The sequence below is a fragment of the Chondromyces apiculatus DSM 436 genome, from assembly GCF_000601485.1.
GTDB classification, from domain to species: Bacteria; Myxococcota_A; Polyangia; order Polyangiales; family Polyangiaceae; genus Chondromyces; species Chondromyces apiculatus.
Genome location: NZ_ASRX01000023.1, coordinates 1 through 19,286, shown reverse-complemented (window position 1 = coordinate 19,286; position 19,286 = coordinate 1). Strand labels below are relative to the sequence as shown.

Genomic DNA, 19,286 nt, shown 5'->3' with positions numbered 1-19,286 from the left:
TTAGCTCACGCCCTCGCCGCCGCGCACGCCCGGGATCTGCACCGTCGCGAGGATCCGGTTCATGGTCGACTCCATGTCCACGCCGGCGGTCCTGGGCACGGTCGCGGTGATGCTGAGCACGAGGCGCTTGCCCGTCGCGCACATCACCAGGCGCTGATCGACGAGGCCGCTGCTCCCCTTCCAGGTGAACCGCAGCTCCACCGCGGGCAGGCCGCTCACGGTGACGTCCGAGCGCTTCTGGAGGGTGAACTTCTCCAGGCGCTGGGCAAGCTCCACCATGCTGCGATCGGCGTAGCCCGCCAGGTTCTCCCCGGGGCTCAGCTTGTCGCGGGTGAGCACGACGTTGGGCCCGGTCTTCTTGCCGGGCGCGAGCGGCGCGCTGAAGGCGGCCACCGAGCGATCCTCCCAGTCGCGGGGGACCTCGAAGCTCACGTCGGGGTGCTCGTAACGAGGCATGTCGCGTTCTTTCCTTCTCTCCGGCTCAGCGATCCGACTGGCCTGTCGGCAGTACCTGGTGGAAGACCCCGGCGCCGTTCCCCCGGAACAGCGCCACGCCCTGCTGCCCGAGCGCCGCCGAGTGCGCCTCCGCGGTCGACAGCCCGAGCACACGGTTCTGGGCGAAGGCATTGCTGAGCGCCGTCCCATCGAGCTTGGGCGGCGCCGCCTGCGTGCGCAGGGCCATGAACTGCTGCACCCCGGCGGGTAGCGCCGCAGCGCCCGACACGCCCGCCGCTGCTGCTGCTGCGAGGGGAGCCGCCGCCGCGCCCGGCATGCCCGCCGCTGCGGCTGCGAGGGTGGCCGCCGCCGACCCCGGCACGCCCGCCGCTGCGGCGCCTGCCGAGGCGAGGTGGAAGATGCCGACCTGCTGCCCCTGCCCGAGGATCCCCACCAGATCGCTCCCGGTCAGGCCGCCGGTGATGGGGTTCGTGAGCACCGGACCGAGGACCTGCTCGCCCACGGGGGACTGCACCAGGGTCAGGGCCTGGCTCATCGGATCGCGCGCCAGGAAGGATCGCGCCGACTCGACCGCGTCGATCACGGGCGCGGCCTTCGCGACCGCCGCGTTGATGGCGGAAGCGGCCCCCCCGCCGATGTTGATGGCGGCCGGCACGGCGGACGGCGTGGGCGGCGGAGCGAGCGAGGCGAGATCGATGGTCACCTCCTCGAACCCCCCGGGCTCCTCCACCGTGCCCTGACCGGAGAGCTTGCTCTGCGCCTCGATGGTCTCGCCGCCACTCCCGGGGCCACCCGGGGGCTTCGGCGGGCGGGCCGGATCCAGCGTGGGCACGTTGGCGGAGGCCGCAGCATCGCAGTTCACGTACACGTTCGGCTTGCCGTCGATCTTCACCTCGCCGCCGGAGAGCCGGAGCGTCCCGTTGGCCGTGATGTGCAGGTCCCCCTGGGCGTCGAGGCGCAGCCCCTCTGGCGTGAAGACGATGGACGCCACCTTGTTCGTCAGGGTGATCGTCTGGTCCTTGTTGAAAGCGTAGCCCACGCCCTCCGGACCCACCGTGCCGCGGATGGTGTCGCCGGCCTCGATGCTGTCGGCCTTGGCGATGGTGGAGACGCGGCTCTCGCCGACGTCGTTCTTCTGGCTCTTGCCGATGGTGTGGCTCTGGCTCTGGCCGACGTTGAAGCTCTGGCTCGCGCCCACCGTCATCGAGTCGTTGGCCGTGATGCTCGCGGAGCGGTTGTTGAGCACCGTCGAGCTCTGGTTGTTCTTCACGAGCTCCGTGAAGTCCTTCTGAGCCTGGATGTGGATCACCTCCCGGCCGGCGGCGTCCTCGAAGGACAGCTCGTTGAAGCCCCCGGCGCCCGGCGAGGTGGCGCTCTTCCACCCGCTCTTCGTCTTGTTGTCGGGCAGCTTGTAGGGCACCCCGCGCGTCTGGCTGAAGACCCGCCCGGTGACCACGGGCCGGTCCGGGTCGCCCTCGAAGAACTCCACGAGCACCTCCTGCCCCACGCGCGGCAGGTTGAGCAGGCCGTAGCCGGCCCCGGCCCAGCCCTGGCTGACGCGGATCCAGCAGGAGCTGTTGTCGTCGAAGGTGCCCTCGCGATCCCAGTGGAACTGCACGCGCACCCGCCCGAACTCGTCGACGTGGATCTCCTCGCCCGCGGGGCCCACCACCACGGCGCTCTGCACGCCGCGGATGCGGGGCCTTGGCGTGCGCCGCTCGGGCCGGTAGGTGGCGTCCGTATACACGGCCTCGCCCTTGAACGTCCAGGCGGCGCCGGGCTCGCCTTCGAACGACGCGGCGATCGCGAGGAGCTTCTTCTGGGCGATGTCGCCGCGCGGGTGGGCGTCGATGGTGAGCAGCGCGCCCGGCGCGAGGTCGGCCACGTTGGCCTCGTAGGACAGCATCCGCCGCGTGCGCCGCTCGCCGTCGAGGGCGCGCGTGACCAGCTTGTTGCCTTCCTTCTCGCTCGTGCGGGCGATGCCCTTGTCGTCGGCGACGGGGGTGTCCCCGCCCCGCCCCGGCTCGTACCAGAACGCGCCGGGCTCGTAGCTGTACTGCTCGTAGGGCAGCTCGGTCGCCACCTGCGCCCGCGCCTCGGAGAGGAGCTGGTAATCGAGGCGGTTCCTGAAATCGAAGTCGCGGAAGGTGAAGCGCCCCGGCTTCACCCGCTGGATGAGCTTCACCTTGGTGATGTACTCGTGCTCCGCGTCGTCGCCGGGGTTGTCCACGAAGAGGAGCGGCGCCCGGGCGTTGCCCGACGTCGGCTCGTCGCTGAGCACCAGCACGGACTGCGACCCGTCGTAGGCGAAGAAGTAGGCGATGCCCGCCTCTTCGAGGAGGCGGTTCACGAAGGCGAAGTCGGTCTCGCCGTACTGCACCCGGTACTCGTGCTGGAGGTACTCCCCCGAGAGCCGCAGCTCGGGCACGATCTGCCACTCCGCGAGCACCTTGGTCACGATGTCGGGGATGGAGATGTGCTGGAAGATGCGGTTGTTGCGCCGCAGCGTCGTCCGCCACAGGGCCGGCGCGATCTTGAGGAAGTAGGTGGAGAGCCCCGTCGACTCCACCTGGAGCAGCTCCATGTGGCTGCAGATCCCCGTCCAGACCCGGGGCGTGGTGATGCCGCCATCCATGGCGAAGCCCGCGCCCTGACCGACGATGCTCTCCAGGTCGATCTCGTCGCTCGGCGAGCGCGCCAGGATGGCCACCTCGAAGAGGTTCGAGATCTCCTCACGGACCGCGAAATGCCGAACGGACAGCGAGTCTTCTTGCGACGCGAAGGAGAGCTCGAGGAGCGGCATACCAGGCGAAGGCTAAGCGAACCACGGATCTACCCGCAAGCGCCCCGAGCACCCCGTCATGCGCCCATCCGCGGTCTTCGGGCGCACCTTCGCCGCGCTGCCCGCGGTTACTCCGACGCGCCGATCCGCGCCATGACGCGCTCGCGCCATGGCTCCTGCGGCGACCCCGGAGGGATCCGCTGCCGCACGAAATCGCGCAGCCCGAGGCCATTCACGTCGGTGCGCGTGGGATCGGCGCCGCGCTCCAGCAGGGCGTGGACGCGATCGAACTGATGCAGCGTGGCATAGAGGTAGGTCGCCGTCTGCTTCGCGGGGCCCGTCTCGTCGATCCGCGCCCCGCGATCGAGCAGGAGCTGGGTGTTGTCCCACCGGCCGTAGGGGACCAGGAGCGTCAGCAAGGGCTCGTCGAACTGGTTCTTCAGGTTCGGATCGCCGCCCTTCTCGAGCAGCACCTCGAGCCAGCGCGGATCCTCGCTCGCCCCGGCGACCAGCATCGGGGACGCGCCCGTCGCCGTCAGCGCGTTCGGGTCGGCGCCCGCGTCGATCAAGGTCCGCACCGCGACCTCGTTGCACGCCGCGATCTCGTACATGAGCAGGTTGACGCCCGAGGGCTGCACCGCGTCGAGGTCGAAGATGCGGAGCGCACGGATCTGCGCCGCGTCGCCGGCCTCCGCCAGCGCCGCCGCCCGACGCAGGTCCTCGTCGGCGAAGACCTCGGCGACGGGAGGGACACGTCGCGCAGGAGTCGCGTCGATCATCACAGCATCCCCCGGATGGTCCGCACGTCCTCGGCCTTCTGGAACTCGATCCCGTCGATGTAACGCGAGTGCCGGTCCACGCTCTCCATGATGCCGTTCTCGGGAGCCGCCTCGAACGTCGGCTGGCCGCTCGCGTCGAGGAGGGTGTCGCCGTGCGCGCCCGTCCTCGTGCGGACCGCGGGGAGCGGGTACTGGTTGCCGACCGCGTCAGGCACGAGGGGCACCCCCTGGACGGTGGTGAGCACCTCGCCATCCACGGTGTGGTTGTCGACGTTCGCGGCCGCGGAGCGATCGAGGCCGTAGTAGAGGTACGACATCGGGTTGATGCCGGCCGCGTTGAAGGTGTCGGCGCGCCGGCCCGTGGCCATGGCGCCCGTGGCGGCGAGGCCACCCCCGAGCGAGTGCCCCGTGAACTCCAGGTTGTTGCCGTACCGCGCCTGCGCCTGCCGGGCCACGCTGGCCGCCTGCGCGTACTGCGGCGAGGGCACCCCGGCGCCCTGGGTGAGGTTGCCGTGCACCCAGTCCTGCCAGGTCGCGGGCTCCGTGCCGCGGTACGCCACCACCGTCCGGCCATCGATCTGCGAGCGGTACGCGACCGCGTAGAACCCGCTCGGAGACTCCCACGTCTCGAGGCGCTCCCACCCCTCGGGCGCGCCGCTGGTGTTGTACGTGTCCGCGGCGAGGCGGGCATTCTCCACCGCCCGGTTGTTCCTGGAGAGCCGTGAGGCGGCCGCCAGGAGCGCGTCGCGCTCGGGGCCCGGCGGCATCCCCTCGGCCTTCCGGCGCGCGTCCTCGATGAGCTTCAGCCGCTCCTCCAGCCGCAAGCGCTTGGCGTCGCGGTTGAAGTAGACGTTGGGCCTCCCGTCGATGGCCACCTGGTCGGCCGAGACCTTGAGCAGGCGCCCCGCGCTGATGGTGATGTCGCCCTGCGCGTCCAGGTACATCCCGTCGGGCGTGAAGACCACGGACGCGACGCCGTTGGTGATCAGGATGAGCTGATCGTCGCGGTAGACATAGCCCACCCCCGGCCCAACCACGCCGGTGATCACGTTGCCCGCGTCGATGGTGTCGCTCTGCGCGATGGTCGAGGTGCGGTCCTCGCCGATGTCGTTCGCCTGGACCTTGGCGATGGTGTGGCTCTGCTCCCCGCCGACCGAGAAGCTCTGGCTCCCGCCCACGGTCATCGAGTCGGCCACCGTCACGCTCGCCGAGCGGTTGCTCCGCACGTTCGACGACTGGTTGTTCTTGATGATCTCCGTGAAGTCCTTCTGCGCCTGGACGTGGATCTCCTCCCGGCCGGCGGCGTCCTCGAAGGACAGCTCGTTGAAGCCCCCCGCGCCGGGGTACGTCTCGGTCTTCCACCCGCTCTTCGTCTTGTTGTCCGGCAGCTTGTAGAGGACGCGCCGCGTGTAGCTGAAGACCCGCCCGGTGATCACCGGCTGATCCGGGTTCCCCTCGAAGAACTCGACGAGCACCTCCTGCCCCACCCGGGGGATGTCGAGGAGGCCGTAGCCCGCGCCTGCCCAGCCCTGGCTCGGGCGGATCCAGACGGCGCTGTCGTCGTCGTAGGTGCCCTCGCGGTCCCAGTGGAACTGCACGCGCACCCGCCCGAACTCGTCGACGTGAATCTCCTCGCCCGCCGGGCCCACCACCACCGCGCTCTGCACGCCCTCCACGCGGGGCCTCCGGGTGCGCCGCGCGGGGCGGTAGACCACGTCGGTGTAGACCGCGCGCCCCGTGCTCGTCCACTCCTCCCCGGGCGCGCCCTGGAGCGTGGACGCGATGACCAGGAGCTTCTTGCCGCCGATGTCCTGCCGGGGGTGAGGATCGATGGTCAGCAGCACGCCCGGCGCGAGATCGACCACGTTGGTCTCGTAGGCCAGCGCCCGCCGCGCCCGCCGGTCCCCGTCGAGCTTGCGCTGGGCGAGCTTGTCGCCCTCGCCCGGGTTCGTGCGGGCGATGCCCTTGTCGTCGGCGACGGGCGTGCCGCCGCCTTGCCCGGGCTCGTACCAGAACGCGCCGGGCTCGTAGACGTACTGCTCGTACGGCGTCTCCGTCGCCGCGCGCGCCTCGGCGAAGAGCTGCGCGTCGAGCTTGTTGCGGAAATCGAAGTCGCGCACCGCGTAGCGCCCGGGCTTCACCTCCTGGGCGAGCTTCACCTTGGTGACGTACTCGAACTCCGACGCATCGTTGGGGTTGTCGGCGTAAGGCAGCGTCGGCCGGGCCTCTCCCGCCGTGGGCTCGTCGCTGAGCACGAGCTTGGTCTGCGACCCGTCGAAGGTGAAGAAGTAGGCGATGCCCGCCTCTTCGAGGAGGCGGCTCACGAAGGCGTGGTCCGTCTCGTCGTACTGGGTGAGGTACTCGTGCTTCAGGTACTCCGCGCTGAGCCGCTTCTCGGGCACGATCTGCCACTCGGCGAGCACCTTGGTCACGATGTCGGGGATGGTCAGGTGCTGGAAGATGCGGCTGTTCTTGCGCAGCGTCGTCCGCCACAGCGCCGGCACGATGGTGAGCGCGTAGGTGGAGAGCCCCGTCGACTCCACCTGGACCAGCTCCATGTGGCTGCAGATCCCGGTCCAGGCCCGCGCCGAGGTGGTCAGGTGGACGACGCCGCTGTCGAGCGCGAAGCCCGCGCCGTGCCCGACGATGCTCTCCAGATCCAGCTCGTCCTGCGGCGACCGGGCGAGGATGGTGATCTCGAACAGCCCCGAGATCTCCTCGCGGACCGAGAAGTGGCGCACCGACAGCGAGTCCTCTTTCGAAGCAAAGGAGAGCTCGAGGATGGGCATCGCCGGTCGAGGTTAGGGGGAAGCTCTTCGGCGCAGCAAGAGCGGACTGCGGACCCCGGAGCGGGGGCGTCGGGGAGTCTCCCCCGATCGCGACCCCGCCGCTCGCGATGCCCGCGCCCGGCCATCACCGCCCCGAGCCCCTCCACGACGCCGCGCCGCGCAATCCTTCGAGCTGGAGCGACCGCCCCAGAGCCACGGCCCGGAGCGCGTACGGGCTCGCCTCGTACGGGTCCTGCTGCAGGTGGGCGCTGACGATGAGGCGCGCCTTCATCACCACCAGCATGGGCAAGGTCTGATCGAGGTGCTTCGGCAGGTAGACCGGGATCGCTCCCTCCGCCCCGCTCCCGCCCCCGCCCGTGCTCGGCGCGACCAGGAGGGCGCGGATGAACTCGCCCCCGAAGACCTTGCGGATGGAGTAGTGCCGCTGCTCCAGCAGGAGCCGCTCCACGTGGGTGTCCAGGTAGCTCGCGGGGAGCGCGCGGTTCACCTCGCGGAACTGCTCGCGCAGCTCCCGGGTGACCTTCTCCGCCACCCCGGTCGACCCCTGGAAGTAGTCCGTCTTGAGGAGCCCGCTCACGGAGTCGACGTTGTCCTTCAGCCGCTTGTCGCTCCCCACCATGGGGGTGATGGTCACGATGTGGGCCCGGAGCGTCTCCACCTCGTCGAAGGGGAAGCGCAGCTCCCCGCCCACCAGCGCCAGCGGCGGGTTGAAGCGCCCCCGCTCACCCACCGCCTCCACGATGGCCTGCGCGACCCCGGCCGTGTCGATCACCGGGGCATCGCTCATGATCCCGAAGACGTTGTGCCGGCTCCGCGCCTTCTCCGGATCCTCGACGCCGAGGTCACGGCGCGGATCGGAGGGCTCGAAGTCCAGCGCGGTGACCAGCTCCTCCCACCACGCCCGGACGCGCGGCACGTAAGCGTCGTCGTACCAGATGAGATCGAGCACCTCGCCCGCCGCGACGCGCGGTGACTTCTCGACCGCAGGCAACGACGCGGGCGACGACCCGACCGGCATCGGCGAGAGGATGGGGCGGGACGAAGCGTCCGCCGCAGCGTCGGAGGCCGCAGCAGCGCTGCCTGGAAGGCCCGCGCCGACGGGCCCACGGGGCGCGGAAGGGGGAGAGCCCACGGGAGCGGGCGCGACCGGGGCCGAGAACGCGTCTCCGCGGGGAGCCCCGGAGGCCCACGGGCTCATGGCCCCCACGGCCGCCACCGACGCGGGCGCCGCCACCGCCCCCATCCGCGCCGCTGCATCTCCGGCGTAGAGCGGAGGCGGGCTCACGGCGGCGGGCGGCGCGAAGGACCCCATCCCCGAGAACGAGGACGCCGCGGGGTTGTGCACGGGCGCGGGCGGCGCGACAGGCGCAGGCGACGGCATCGCCGCGGGCGGCGCGGGCGCCGCGGGCGACGCGGGCGGCACGGACGGTGATGGCGGCGACGGCACGCTGGAAGGCGCGGGGGCTCCCCCTGGCGAAGCGCCAAACGGCAACCCACCTGCGCCCTGGGGCCCCCGCACCTCCTCGACGGCCGGCAAGGCGCCCGACTGCATGAACGGCAACCCGCCCCCGCTCTTGGGCGCCCGCCCCTCGTCGCCGGCCGGAAAGACGCCCGACTGCATGAACGGCAGCCCCCCGGAGACCTGGGGCACCCTCGCCTCGTCGCCGGCAGGGGACGCCCCCGGCTGCATGAACGGCAGCCCCCCCGGGTTCTTGGGCGCCCGCCCGTCGTCGGCAGCAGGGGGCGCGCCCGGCTGCGCGAACGGCAACGACGACGACCGCGCGTGATCCATGGGCGCCACCAGCGTCTGCGCCCGCTTCATGGTGGGCATGGGCGGAGGGTCCGTCCGCGGGCTGACGTTCAAGGCCGTCACCTCGACATCTCCTCCCCCCTTGCGCGCCATCCGCTCCACGTCGGCGTACGTCAGCGTCTGCAGCCCTTGCTCCATGGCGATCAGCACCCGCCCGGACTCGCTCGCGTGGCTGAGCGGCAGGATCCCCCGGAACAGGAGCGAGCACACCCCGCGGTCGGTATCGATGAGCAGCGTGTCCGGGCGCATCTCCAGCGCCTGCGTCGCCCCCTGGCGCCCGTCCACGAACGCGCGCGGCCGGATCCCGGGCAGGCTGGTGACCAGGCGCGGGTGGTCCGGGTGCAGGTTCTCCAGGACGATGCGCTCGTTGTCGCGGAGCGCGTCCACCCACTGGTCCGGCGGCGCCACGTTGAAGAAGGCGTAGTTGAATCCCTCGGGAAGCGGCGCGTACGCGAGCGACGAGGTGGTGAACGACGCCGCGTTGAGCCCGAGCTTCTCCCGACGCACGGGCCAGGTCGGCGCCATCGGCCCGAACCCGACCGGCTCCACGAAGTCCTCCGGAGCGTGCACCACGACGCCGGGCGGCTGCAGGTTGGGCACCCCCATCCTCCCGTAAGCGTCGCGCACCCCGTGCCGGATCCCCGCCAGGTTCCAGGTCCCCGGGCCGCCCGACGCGCGCTCGTACACCAGCGGCATGCGGGTGAAGCGCTGCCCCTCGTGGAGCGCGCCATCCTGGGTGAAGTGGCGATCGCACATCACCTCGATGGACTTCTCGGTGGTCCCCACCGTGAACCCCGCGATGAGCGACCGCACCGGCTGCCCCTTCGGCGCGAACGCCTGCCCGACCAGCACCACCTCCGCGCGCGGCTTGGTGGGGATCAGATCGCTCGCGGAGTGCAGGCTCCGCCACTCGTCGTCGTTCCAGTGGTTGTCGGCCTCGACCACCGGATCCTGGGTGGGCGCGAGCTCCGACCGCGAGGGCGAAAGGGTGAAGGTCACCTTGTAGAGGACCGAGAGCATGAAGCTCCCGGGCTTCGGCTGCCACACCAGCCCCGCGGTTCGAGGGCTCGAGAGCGAGATGACGTCCATGGGGATGGCTACTACCTCGATCGCTACCGATGTGCGGGACAGCGCCCCTGCCATCTACGTTGGTGCATCGCCCGGGCACAGAAGCCCCCGTGCGGCGCCCCCACGGTACAGGAGTGCGGTGCGCCGTACGAGTCCCCCTCTCGTCGACGCCGCGAGCGCCCCCTCACCTCAGAGGCACCCCGGCGCGCCAGCACCACCGCAGCCACCAGAGCAGGAGCCGACGAGCCCCTGCTCCGGCGTCACCGCGCTCAGCTACTGACCATCATCGCCACCCAGGGCGTGTAGTCGGTCTGCCCGTTCGGGAGGTCGGGATCGATGGCCCTCACCCGGCAGTAGAGGGTCTCGCCGGGGGTCTGCCCGGAGAGCCGGAACTTCCCCTTCGAGCTGACGATGGGCGTCGAGAACGTCGACGGATCGTCGGGGTTCGTCGCGTGTTGCACCATGTACCCCCGGTTGCCCTTGCGCGTGGTCCACACGACGCTCGCCACTCCCGTCGTGTTGCTGCGCCGCGACTGGAGGCCTTCCGGCACCACCGCGAGCGGCACCGGCCTGCGCGTCGCCACCGAAAGCCCGAAGCGCTGCACCCGGTCCTTCGACCCATCGCAAGCCGTCTCCACCGCGCTGAGCACCACGCGCTTGCGGGTGTCCCACCGCCGCATGGCGGCGACCTGGGCGCTCCGCGCTGCCGACAGCTTGCTCTCCAGCTCGGCGATGGTCTTGACGCTCGCTTCCAGACTGTCGTTCTCCACGAGCCACCCCTCGGTCGCGGTTTGCACGTCGGGCGCCGAGGCCCACTCGGGGCTGTTCTGGAGCGCGGCGATGTGCACGGCGCCCGCGGCAATCCTGGCGGCGGGCGTGTGGCTGGGCTCCGTGAGCACGGGGACCGCACGATCAATGACGATCTTCGACATGACAGACCTACCTCTGCTTCGCCCCTCATCGAGCTGCCGACCATCGGCGCCTCCCGGGAGCGAGTGCGTGTTCCTCAGGGCAACGCCACCCCGGCCGACCCCCCATCCCGCACAGCACGATCCCGACGGTGCCCCCTTCCGGGTGGTCCGCATGACGCTCCGCGGCCGCGCCTTGCCGAATTCCCGCCAGAGTCTCGGAAAGTCCGCCCTGCCCTTCCGTCGCCCCCAGCCGCCCTTCGGAAAGTCTGCCCTGCCCTTCGGAAAGTCCGCCCTGCCCTTCCGTCGCCCCCAGCCGCCCTTCAGAAAATCGGACCTGCCCTTCGGAAATTCCGCCCTGCTATTTGGAAAATCGGCCCTGCTATTCGGAAAGTCCGCCCTGCCCTTCCGTCGCCCCCAGCCGCCCTTCGGAAAGTCTGCCCTGCCCTTCGGAAAGTCCGCCCTGCCCTTCGGAAAGTCTGCCCTGCCCTTCGGAAAGTCCGCCCTGCCCTTCCGTCGCCCCGCTGGACTCGCGGAAGGTTTGCCCTGCCCTTCCGTCATCCCCAGTCGTCTCTCGGAGCGTCTGCCCTCCCCCTCGGAGCGTCTGCCCTCCCCCTCCGTCGCCCCCGGCCAACGTTCGGAAAGTCCGCCCTGCCCTTCCGTCGCCCCGTAAAGGTGCTGGATCTCACTGTAGCCAGGTGCTGGATCCCACCGTAACCAGATCATCCTGTCCCGGTTTCTCCCGATCCCGGCATCCGCTCTGAGCGCTCAGTTGCACAGGAATACGCACGTGCAGTGGAGCGGGAGGTTCACCCGGAGGGCGTGTATTGCAGGGCGCGTGTCCAGTGGAGCGCATGTATTCACGGAAAGCCGCGCCCTGCGGGAGTGCCGGGCGCACAGACGTCCAGTGGAGGCGAGGTATCGGTGGAGCGCGCGTATTGCAGGGGCCCATCCAGTAAAGCGCGTGTATTTCACGCTTTCATGACGCCCTGTGGAGGTCCAGTGGAGCGCGCGTATTGCAGTGGAGCGCGCGTATCCTGCGGCGAGGTTATCGTCATTCGCTCCGGCATGCGGTCTGCATCCAATGCACATCCGAGGATTCCGATGGCCAGCAGTGGCCAGGAGCGAGGCGGGATGCGTACGAGTGCCTGCGGCTTCTTCATGGGTAGTCTTGTGCTGCTGGTGAGCTGCCAGCCGCAGGAAGCGACACCGTACCGGCAGGACGTCGGCCCTCCCCCGTCTCATGGTCAGGGGGGATTAAGCGGCAGCAGCGGGGGCCATGGCGGGGCTACGAGCACTGCCAGCGCGACCGCGACCGCGACCACGGGGACGCAGGGCGGAGGCGGGGACGGCGGTGCTGGCGTCCCGGGAAGCGGTGGAAGCGCGGGGAGCGGCGGTATTCACACCTCCTCCGGCGAGAGCGGCGGCCAGGGTAGCCAGAGCGGGACTGGCGGGCAGGGTGGCACTGGAAACGGCAGCGGCATCGGAGGACAGGGGGGCGGCAGCGGCATCGGAGGACAGGGGGGCGGCAGCGGCATCGGAGGACAGGGAGGACAGGGGGGCGCCGTGGCAGGCCCGCCCTGCATGCCTCAGGGCAGTGCCAGCCCTCCCGCACCCGCAGGCGTCCCTTGTCCCGACGCAGATCCTTGCAATGGCACCGAAGCCTGCGATGGCGCCGGCCACTGCATCTCCGGACCTCCTCCGGTGCTCGACGATGGTGACCCCTGCACCTTCGATGCATGCGACCCTGCGGCGGGTGTCCTTCACACCGCCTGCGCGCCGCTCGATCGCACCGTCGCGACCCTCCCTGCGGAGGGCCTGGCATTCCTCGTCGAAGGAGCCGATCCCCTCCAGCCTGGCGCCGATCTCTCCCTGTTCACGCTCTCGCCGCAGCGTGTGTCGGGCCTTCATGGCGCCGTGCGCGCCGTGGATGGCAGTCCTCTCGCGGGCGTGACGGTCTCGCTCCTCGACCACCCCGAGATCGGCAGCACCCGCACCCACGCCGATGGCGCGTTCACCATGGCGGTCCAGGGAGGAGGTCCCCTCGTGGTCACCTACCACGCCGAGGGGCACCTTCCCGCGGCCCGGAAGGTCGACGTGCCCTGGCAAGGGCATGCGCACGCGCCGGACGTCGTCCTCGTGCCGCTCGACGCGCACGTCACGCCCATCGATCTCGACGCAGCACCGCCCTACGCCGAGGCCCGAGGCAGCGTCGTCGTCGACGCGGACGGCACCCGCCAGGCCACGGTGCTCTTCCCACCGGGCACCACCGCCGAGCTTCTCCTCCCCGACGGCACCCTGGAGCCCGTGACGACCCTCAGCCTGCGCGCCACCGAGTACACGGTCGGCGCGCGTGGACCGGAGGCCATGCCCGCATCGCTCCCGCCGACCAGCGGATATACGTATGCCGTCGAACTCAGCGCGGACGAGGCGCTCGCGGCAGGCGCCGTCAGCGTCTCGTTCAACCAGCCGCTGCCCTTCTACGTCGACAACTTCCTCGGCTTCCCCGCCGGTACCGTGGTGCCGATGGGGTATTACGATCGAATCCGGGCAGCGTGGGTCCCGTCCGACAATGGCCGCGTCGTCCGGATCGTGGCTATCACCGCCGGAATGGCCGAGCTCGACACCGACGGCGATGGCGCTGCCGACGACGGCGCCGCCCTCGACCTGCTCGGCATCACCCCCGAAGAGCAGTCCAAGCTCGCCGAGCTGTACCCACCTGGTCATTCGTTGTGGCGCGTGCCGATTCAGCACTTCACGCCGTGGGATTGCAACTGGCCTTATGGGTTTCCGGAGGATGCGTGCGTTCCGCTGAGCCTCACCTGCTCGGGTGACGGTGATGACGACACCACGTCCAGCGGCAATGGCAGCGCTTCGAGCGGGAGCGCGACCACGTCGGGGAGCGGTGGCGCCGGCGGCAGCGGTGGCGCTGGCGGCAGCGGCGGCGAAGGTGGACGCGATCCCGACCGCAACGAGCCTGAGCCGATGGCCTGCGAGGAGCAGGGATCGATCATCGATTGCGAGAACCAGGTGCTCGGCGAGGCGCTGCCCCTGGCGGGGACGCCGTTCTCGCTGCATTACCGCAGCGATCGCGTCGCTGGACACCAGGGTCGCAGCACCCTGACCATCCCGCTTGCGCGCGGGGGTGTTCCTGCCTCCGTCAAGCGCATCGATCTGGTCGTCGAGATCGCGGGGCGCCGCGTCGAGCAGTCGTTCCCTTGCCCCTGCGCGTCGAGCCGCGAGACCACGTTCGAGTGGGATGGGAAGGACGTGTTCGGCCGGGAGACGCAGGGGGAGCAACCGATCTCCGTGGAGATTGGCTACATCTACGAGGGCGTGTACCTGGCGCCCTCGGACTTCGCGCCAGCGTTCGGTGCGTTCGCGGGGGAAGAGATCTCGAACAGCCGCACCCGCGGGGAAGTCACCACCTGGAAGCGCTGGCGTGGGCGGCTGGGCGGCCTCGATGCCCTCGCGCTCGGCCTCGGCGGCTGGACGCTGAGCGCGCACCACGTCTACAGCCCTGGCGCCGATGTCCTTTACCTGGGCGATGGGCGCCGCAGGACCGGCGCGGCGCTCGGCACCGAGATCCGCACGCTCGCAGGCAAGGGACAGATCACCGGAGCGCTCGGCGATGGGGGGCCCGCGCGGAGTGCGCCGCTCGACACGGTCTCCGGGGTGGCCGTGGGGCCGGATGGCAGCGTCTATCTCAGCGACACCGGACACGCGCGGGTCCGGCGCGTCGCGTACGACGGCACGATCTGGCCCGTCGCCGGGACCGGCACCAGCGGAGGCGCAGGCGATGGGGGTCCTGCCGCGCAGGCACAGGTGCATGTGCCCCGCGGCCTCGCGCTCGGTGCTGACGGCAGCCTCTACATCGCCGAGCCAGGAGGGCACCGCGTGCGGCGGGTCGCGCCGGATGGGGTGATGCACACCGTGGCGGGCACCGGGCAACAAGGCTTCTCCGGCGACGGGGGTCCAGCGAGCCAGGCGCGCCTCAGCGGGCCGTTCAGCGTGGCTGCGGCCGCGGATGGCACGCTGTTCATCGCCGACACGCTGAACCACCGCATCCGCCGGGTAGGCACCGATGGGACCATCACCACGGTCGCGGGGAACGGCACGCCTGGCCACGCCGGCGATGAGGGGCCCGCGACGGAGGCCCGGCTCCAGGGGCCTCGCGGGGTCGTGGTGGCCCCTGATGGTGGCCTGTACATCGTCGACACGCAGAACCACCGGATCCGGCACGTCGACCGGCGCGGGAGGATCACCACGGTCGCAGGCACGGGCCAGGCCGGCTTCAGCGGGGACGAGGGCCTCGCGATCGCCGCGCGCTTGAACAGCCCCACCGCGGCGGTCCTGACGCCGGATGGAACGCTCTTCGTGGCCGACAGCGCGGGCTACCGCATCCGCCGCCTCTCTCCGGACGGGTCGATCCACGCTTTCGCCGGGACCGGAACGTACGCCGTCGATCCGCCTCCGGAAGGTGCGCGGGCGCTGACCACCGAGATCGGCGTGGCGGGTCAGCTCGCGCTGGGTCCGGACGGGGCGCTGGTCGTCGCGGAGATGCTCTCGCACCGGGTGCGGCGCATCGCGCGGACACCGATGCCGGGCGTCGCCCTGGGGGAGCTGGCGATTCCGACCGAGGACGCGCGGGAGGCGCACGTCTTCAGCGGCCTCGGGCGCCACCTGCGCACCATCGACCTGCGCACGGGCACGCCGCTCTGGACCTTCCAGTACGACGCCGCTGGCCTCCTCGCGTCGGTGCTGGATGCCGAGGGGAACGTGGTCACGATCACCCGGGACGCTGCCGGGGCGGCGACGGCGATCACCGGGCCGTTCGGGCAGACCACCACGCTCACGGCACACGGCGACGGGATGCTCGCTTCTGTGGCCAACTCGGCCAGCGAGGTCACCACGCTGAGCTACGGCAATGGAGGGCTCCTCACGGGGCTGGTCGACGCGCTCGGGCGGGCGCACGCCTTCACGTACGACAGCGCCGGGCGGCTCCTCAACGATGCCGATCCCGCGGGAGGCAGCAAGTCGATCGCACGAAGCACGCTCGCCAAGGGACGGGCGGTCACCGTCACCACCGCGCTCGGCCGCAGCACGACCTACGCCGTCCAGAAGCCCGGCGCGCTCGATGCAGCCCGGACCATCACCAACGCCGCCGACCTGACCGGAACAGCAGCCCCGGATGCTTCGGGGCAGGTGGTCACGCAGCTCCCTGATGGGCGCACGATGCGCTGGGCGCTCGCACCGGATCCGGTCTTCGGCATGCTGGCGCCGTACCGGAAGCAAGAGCGCGTCACCACGCCGGGTGGACACACGCTGACCGTCAACCGGTCCCGGACTGCCACGCTGCTGAACCCTGCGGATCCGTCGAGCTTCACCGCGCTCCAGGAGACGACGACGCGCAACGGGAAGAGCTACACCGACGTATATACGCGCGCCACGCGGCTGACGAACCACACCACACCTGCGGGAAGGAGCGTGTTCATCACGGCCGATACGCAGGGCCGGGCTGCGGAGATCGTGGTAGCAGGCATGGTTCCCGTGCAGCTCACCTACGACGCGCATGGCCGGCTCGATACCCTGACGCAGGGCGCGCGCACGCTGACACACGCCTATGCGGCGGATGGCTTCCTCGCCAGCGTGACGGATCCGCTCGGCCAGGTGGAGGCGTTCGTCAGGGATCCGATCGGGCGCGTCGTCGAGGCCTACCGGCCCGATGGCGAGGCCGTGCTCTACGACCATGACCTCGTGGGCAACCTGCTCTCCGTCACCCCACCAGGCCGGCCCGCGCATCTGTTCGGCTACACGCCGCTCGACCAGCGCGCGTCGTACGATCCGCCGCTGCCCGCGAGCGGGGCGCCGCTGCCGACGACCTGGAGCTACGATCTCGACCGGCAGCTCTCCTCGACCACGCTGCCGGACGGCACGGCGCTGAGCCACAGCCGTGACTTCGCGGGCCGCCTGACAGCGCTGGGCTTTGCGGGCGGAGCTGGCGGGAGCTTGGGAAGCATCGCCCGCACATTCGACCCCGACACGGGCAAGCTCGCGACGCTCAGCGGTCCTGCAGGCGTGGCGCTGGCCTTCGGCCACGATGGGCACCTGCTCACCGCTGTCACCTGGTCGGGTGCGATCAGCGGGGCGCTCCACCGCAACCACGACGACGACCTGCGGGTGGTGCAGGAGCGCGTGAACGGCGGGCACCCGGTCGTCTTCGGTCACGACCTGGATGGGCTGCTCACGAGCGCGGGGCCGCTGACGCTGAGCCGGCATCCCCAGAACGGGCTGCTCACTGGCATCACCGTGGGCAGCGTGGTCGAGACACTCACGCGCGATGCGTTCGGGCAGATCACCGGGCGCACCGTGACCGTCGGCGGCGCGCCGTTGCTGACCGCCACCTACGAGCGCGACCTCCTCGGGCGCGTGTTCGAGAAGACCGAGACGCTGGGCGGCGTCACGCACGTGGACGGCTACGAGTACGATCTCGCCCGCCGCCTGGGCGACGTGCTGCGTGACGGTATCCTGGTCACCCACTACGACCACGACGAGAACGGCAACCGCCTCGCGCGGGTGACGGCCATGAGCACCGAGGCGGCGACGTTGGATGACCAGGACAGGTTGCTCACCTACGGGGATTTCACCTTCACCTACGACGAACGCGGGGTGCTCCAGAGCCGCACCGACACCACCACCGGGGCGACGAGGCTCACCACCTACGACGCCCTCGGCAACCTGCGGGAGGTGACCCTGCCGGATGGGACCGTCATCGCTTACGTGGTGGATCCGCTGGGGCGCCGCGTCGGCAAGAAGGTCAACGGGGCGCTGGTCAAAGGCTGGCTCTACCGGAACACGCTCCAGCCTGCGGCGGAGATCGATGCGGGCGGGGCAGTGGTGGCGCGGTTCATCTACGGAGACCGGCCCAACGTTCCGGAGGTGATGCTCAAGGAAGGGGTGACGTACCGGATCGTGAGCGATCAGGTCGGCAGCGTGCGGCTCGTAGTGGATGCGGCGACAGGGGCCATCGCCCAGCGCCTCGATTACGATGAATTCGGGCGGGTGCTGCTCGATACGAACCCGGGGTTCCAGCCCTTCGGGTTCGCAGGGGGGATGTACGACCCGGAGACGGGGCTCGTGAGGTTCGGCGCCCGGGACTATGACGCCGAGACCGGCAGGTGGACCGCGAAGGATCCGCTGCTGTTTGAGGGTGGGGATACGAATCTGTATGCGTATGCACTAGGCGACCCGGTGAATCGCAGCGATCCCACGGGGCGCTCAGCCGTGACCTGGGAGTGGGTCGCTACAGGGGTGGGCGTGCTGACGGCTCCCATCGTCCTGCCGGCGCTGACGACAACGGCGCTTACCGGCATATGTATCGCGATGATGCTCACGCTGGACAATGACATCCCTGACTTCGAGGAAGAGGAATCGCTCAGAAGGGAGTGCGAGGTCCTACGCGAGAGCGACGTGGCTACCTGTAACCGCATCAGCAAGAGGAAGTATGCATGTTTCGCGAGTTCCAACGAACGTTATGCCGCTTGCGTGACACGAAAACCTTTGCCACGCCTCATTCTAGATTAGAGGATCAAGATGACGCCCGTCAAAATCCGCGGCGAAAGCAGTTGGATTGCTCTCACAGAATTGGCGTGCGACCTGGGTCAGGGCTCGAAGAGTCAAGTAACGGTCGCGATCTCAGCCCCGGTCACCGATGCAGACCGAGGAATCTCTCGATGTAGCTTCCGTATCGCAGGACTGCGACAAGGGACCATCGAACAAGAGACCTGCGGCGCAGACACCTATCAGGCACTGGTGCTGTGTGTGCAACGGGTCGGAATAGAGCTGGCGCTCGCGAAGCGGCACCAGCGATTGACCTGGGCAAATACCGAGGACGACGACCTTGGCTTTCCGGTCGATGTCTTTGAGAACGTCACGAAACCACGACGGACGGCATACTTGCCCAAGCCTGACTCCTCTCTGCGAGAATCTATCCGAGAGGGTTTTTCGCTGCTCCGTCTGGATCCTGGGCAGGCTGGCAAGGTTCTTGGCCGGCTCCGAAGGCGATGTCTTCAGCTTGACCTCGTCGATTCAGCCACGATGTGTCTCCAGGGCGAGCTGGCCGCGGCAAGGGCGATGAAGAATGTCGCTGAAGAGTCTCGGCTGACACGGCTCCTCGCCCGACAACAACCCTCGGCGGACAACCTGCTCGCAGTTGCAGAAGGCTTCGTGAATCAGGGAAAGCAAAATGATGCGAGGAAGTATCTCCTCCAAGCGAGCGCCGTAGCCGAGCACGGCACAACGCTTCACCGCCTGATCACAGAGAAACTTGCGGCGCTGCGCGGTCCGCAGCAGAAGCCGGGAGCGACGGTTCGACCCGCAGTTGGTCTCCGAAAAAGGCGTAAACGGTAGGGATTCCTGACGCCGACGTTGCCGGGGAGCAGCGCATGGATACGATGAATTCGGGCGGGTGGTGCTCGACACCAACCCGGGCTTCCAGCCCTTCGGGTTCGCGGGGTGGCTGTACGATCCGGCGACGGGGCTCGTGAGGTTCGGCGCGCGGGATTACGATCCGGAGACCGGCAGTTGGACCGCGAAGGATTTGCTACTCCAGCGCAAACGAGAGATATGCAGCATGCATCGTCGACAAAACAATGCCGCCTCTCGTCTCGACTTGGGCACTTTTGCGCCCAGCAC

At 69.8% G+C, this 19,286-nt stretch carries 8 protein-coding genes and 1 pseudogene; 3 read left to right on the top strand and 6 right to left on the bottom strand.

Annotated features, from left to right (window positions below; all coding sequences use genetic code 11):
• The 6 genes from CAP_RS16530 to CAP_RS16505 form a co-directional block, all read right to left on the bottom strand.
• Positions 1–456 (bottom strand): DcrB-related protein, encoded by a 456-nt coding sequence (locus CAP_RS16530; protein ID WP_044241690.1) that lies wholly within the window; start codon positions 454–456, stop codon positions 1–3.
• Between the two features lie 25 nt (positions 457–481).
• Positions 482–3,259, bottom strand: a complete 2,778-nt coding sequence (locus CAP_RS44780) for a type VI secretion system Vgr family protein (protein WP_052375391.1) — start codon at positions 3,257–3,259, stop codon at positions 482–484.
• A gap of 107 nt (positions 3,260–3,366) precedes the next feature.
• Positions 3,367–4,017, bottom strand: a complete 651-nt coding sequence (locus CAP_RS16520; protein WP_044241688.1) for an ankyrin repeat domain-containing protein — start codon at positions 4,015–4,017, stop codon at positions 3,367–3,369.
• On the bottom strand, positions 4,017–6,806 hold the full coding sequence (gene tssI / locus CAP_RS44775; RefSeq protein ID WP_052375390.1) for a type VI secretion system tip protein TssI/VgrG: 2,790 nt from the start codon (positions 6,804–6,806) through the stop codon (positions 4,017–4,019). Before tssI ends, CAP_RS16520 begins: the two co-directional genes overlap by 1 nt.
• A gap of 124 nt (positions 6,807–6,930) precedes the next feature.
• Entirely contained in the window at positions 6,931–9,705 is a 2,775-nt protein-coding gene (locus tag CAP_RS16510) for a DUF2169 family type VI secretion system accessory protein (protein ID WP_044241686.1), read from the bottom strand.
• Between the two features lie 248 nt (positions 9,706–9,953).
• Positions 9,954–10,616, bottom strand: coding sequence for a hypothetical protein (locus CAP_RS16505; protein ID WP_044241684.1), 663 nt, complete (start codon positions 10,614–10,616; stop codon positions 9,954–9,956).
• A gap of 1,680 nt (positions 10,617–12,296) precedes the next feature.
• Here CAP_RS16505 and CAP_RS44770 point away from each other — a divergent pair.
• The 3 genes and pseudogenes from CAP_RS44770 to CAP_RS55780 form a co-directional block, all read left to right on the top strand.
• On the top strand, positions 12,297–18,176 hold the full coding sequence (locus CAP_RS44770; protein WP_052375389.1) for an NHL domain-containing protein: 5,880 nt from the start codon (positions 12,297–12,299) through the stop codon (positions 18,174–18,176).
• Between the two features lie 9 nt (positions 18,177–18,185).
• Positions 18,186–19,001, top strand: a complete 816-nt coding sequence (locus CAP_RS50475) for a DUF6968 family protein (protein ID WP_156040869.1) — start codon at positions 18,186–18,188, stop codon at positions 18,999–19,001.
• 40 nt (positions 19,002–19,041) lie between these two features.
• A pseudogene (locus tag CAP_RS55780) lies at positions 19,042–19,191 on the top strand (RHS repeat-associated core domain-containing protein); the annotation flags it as partial.
• Between the last annotated feature and the right edge of the window lie 95 nt (positions 19,192–19,286).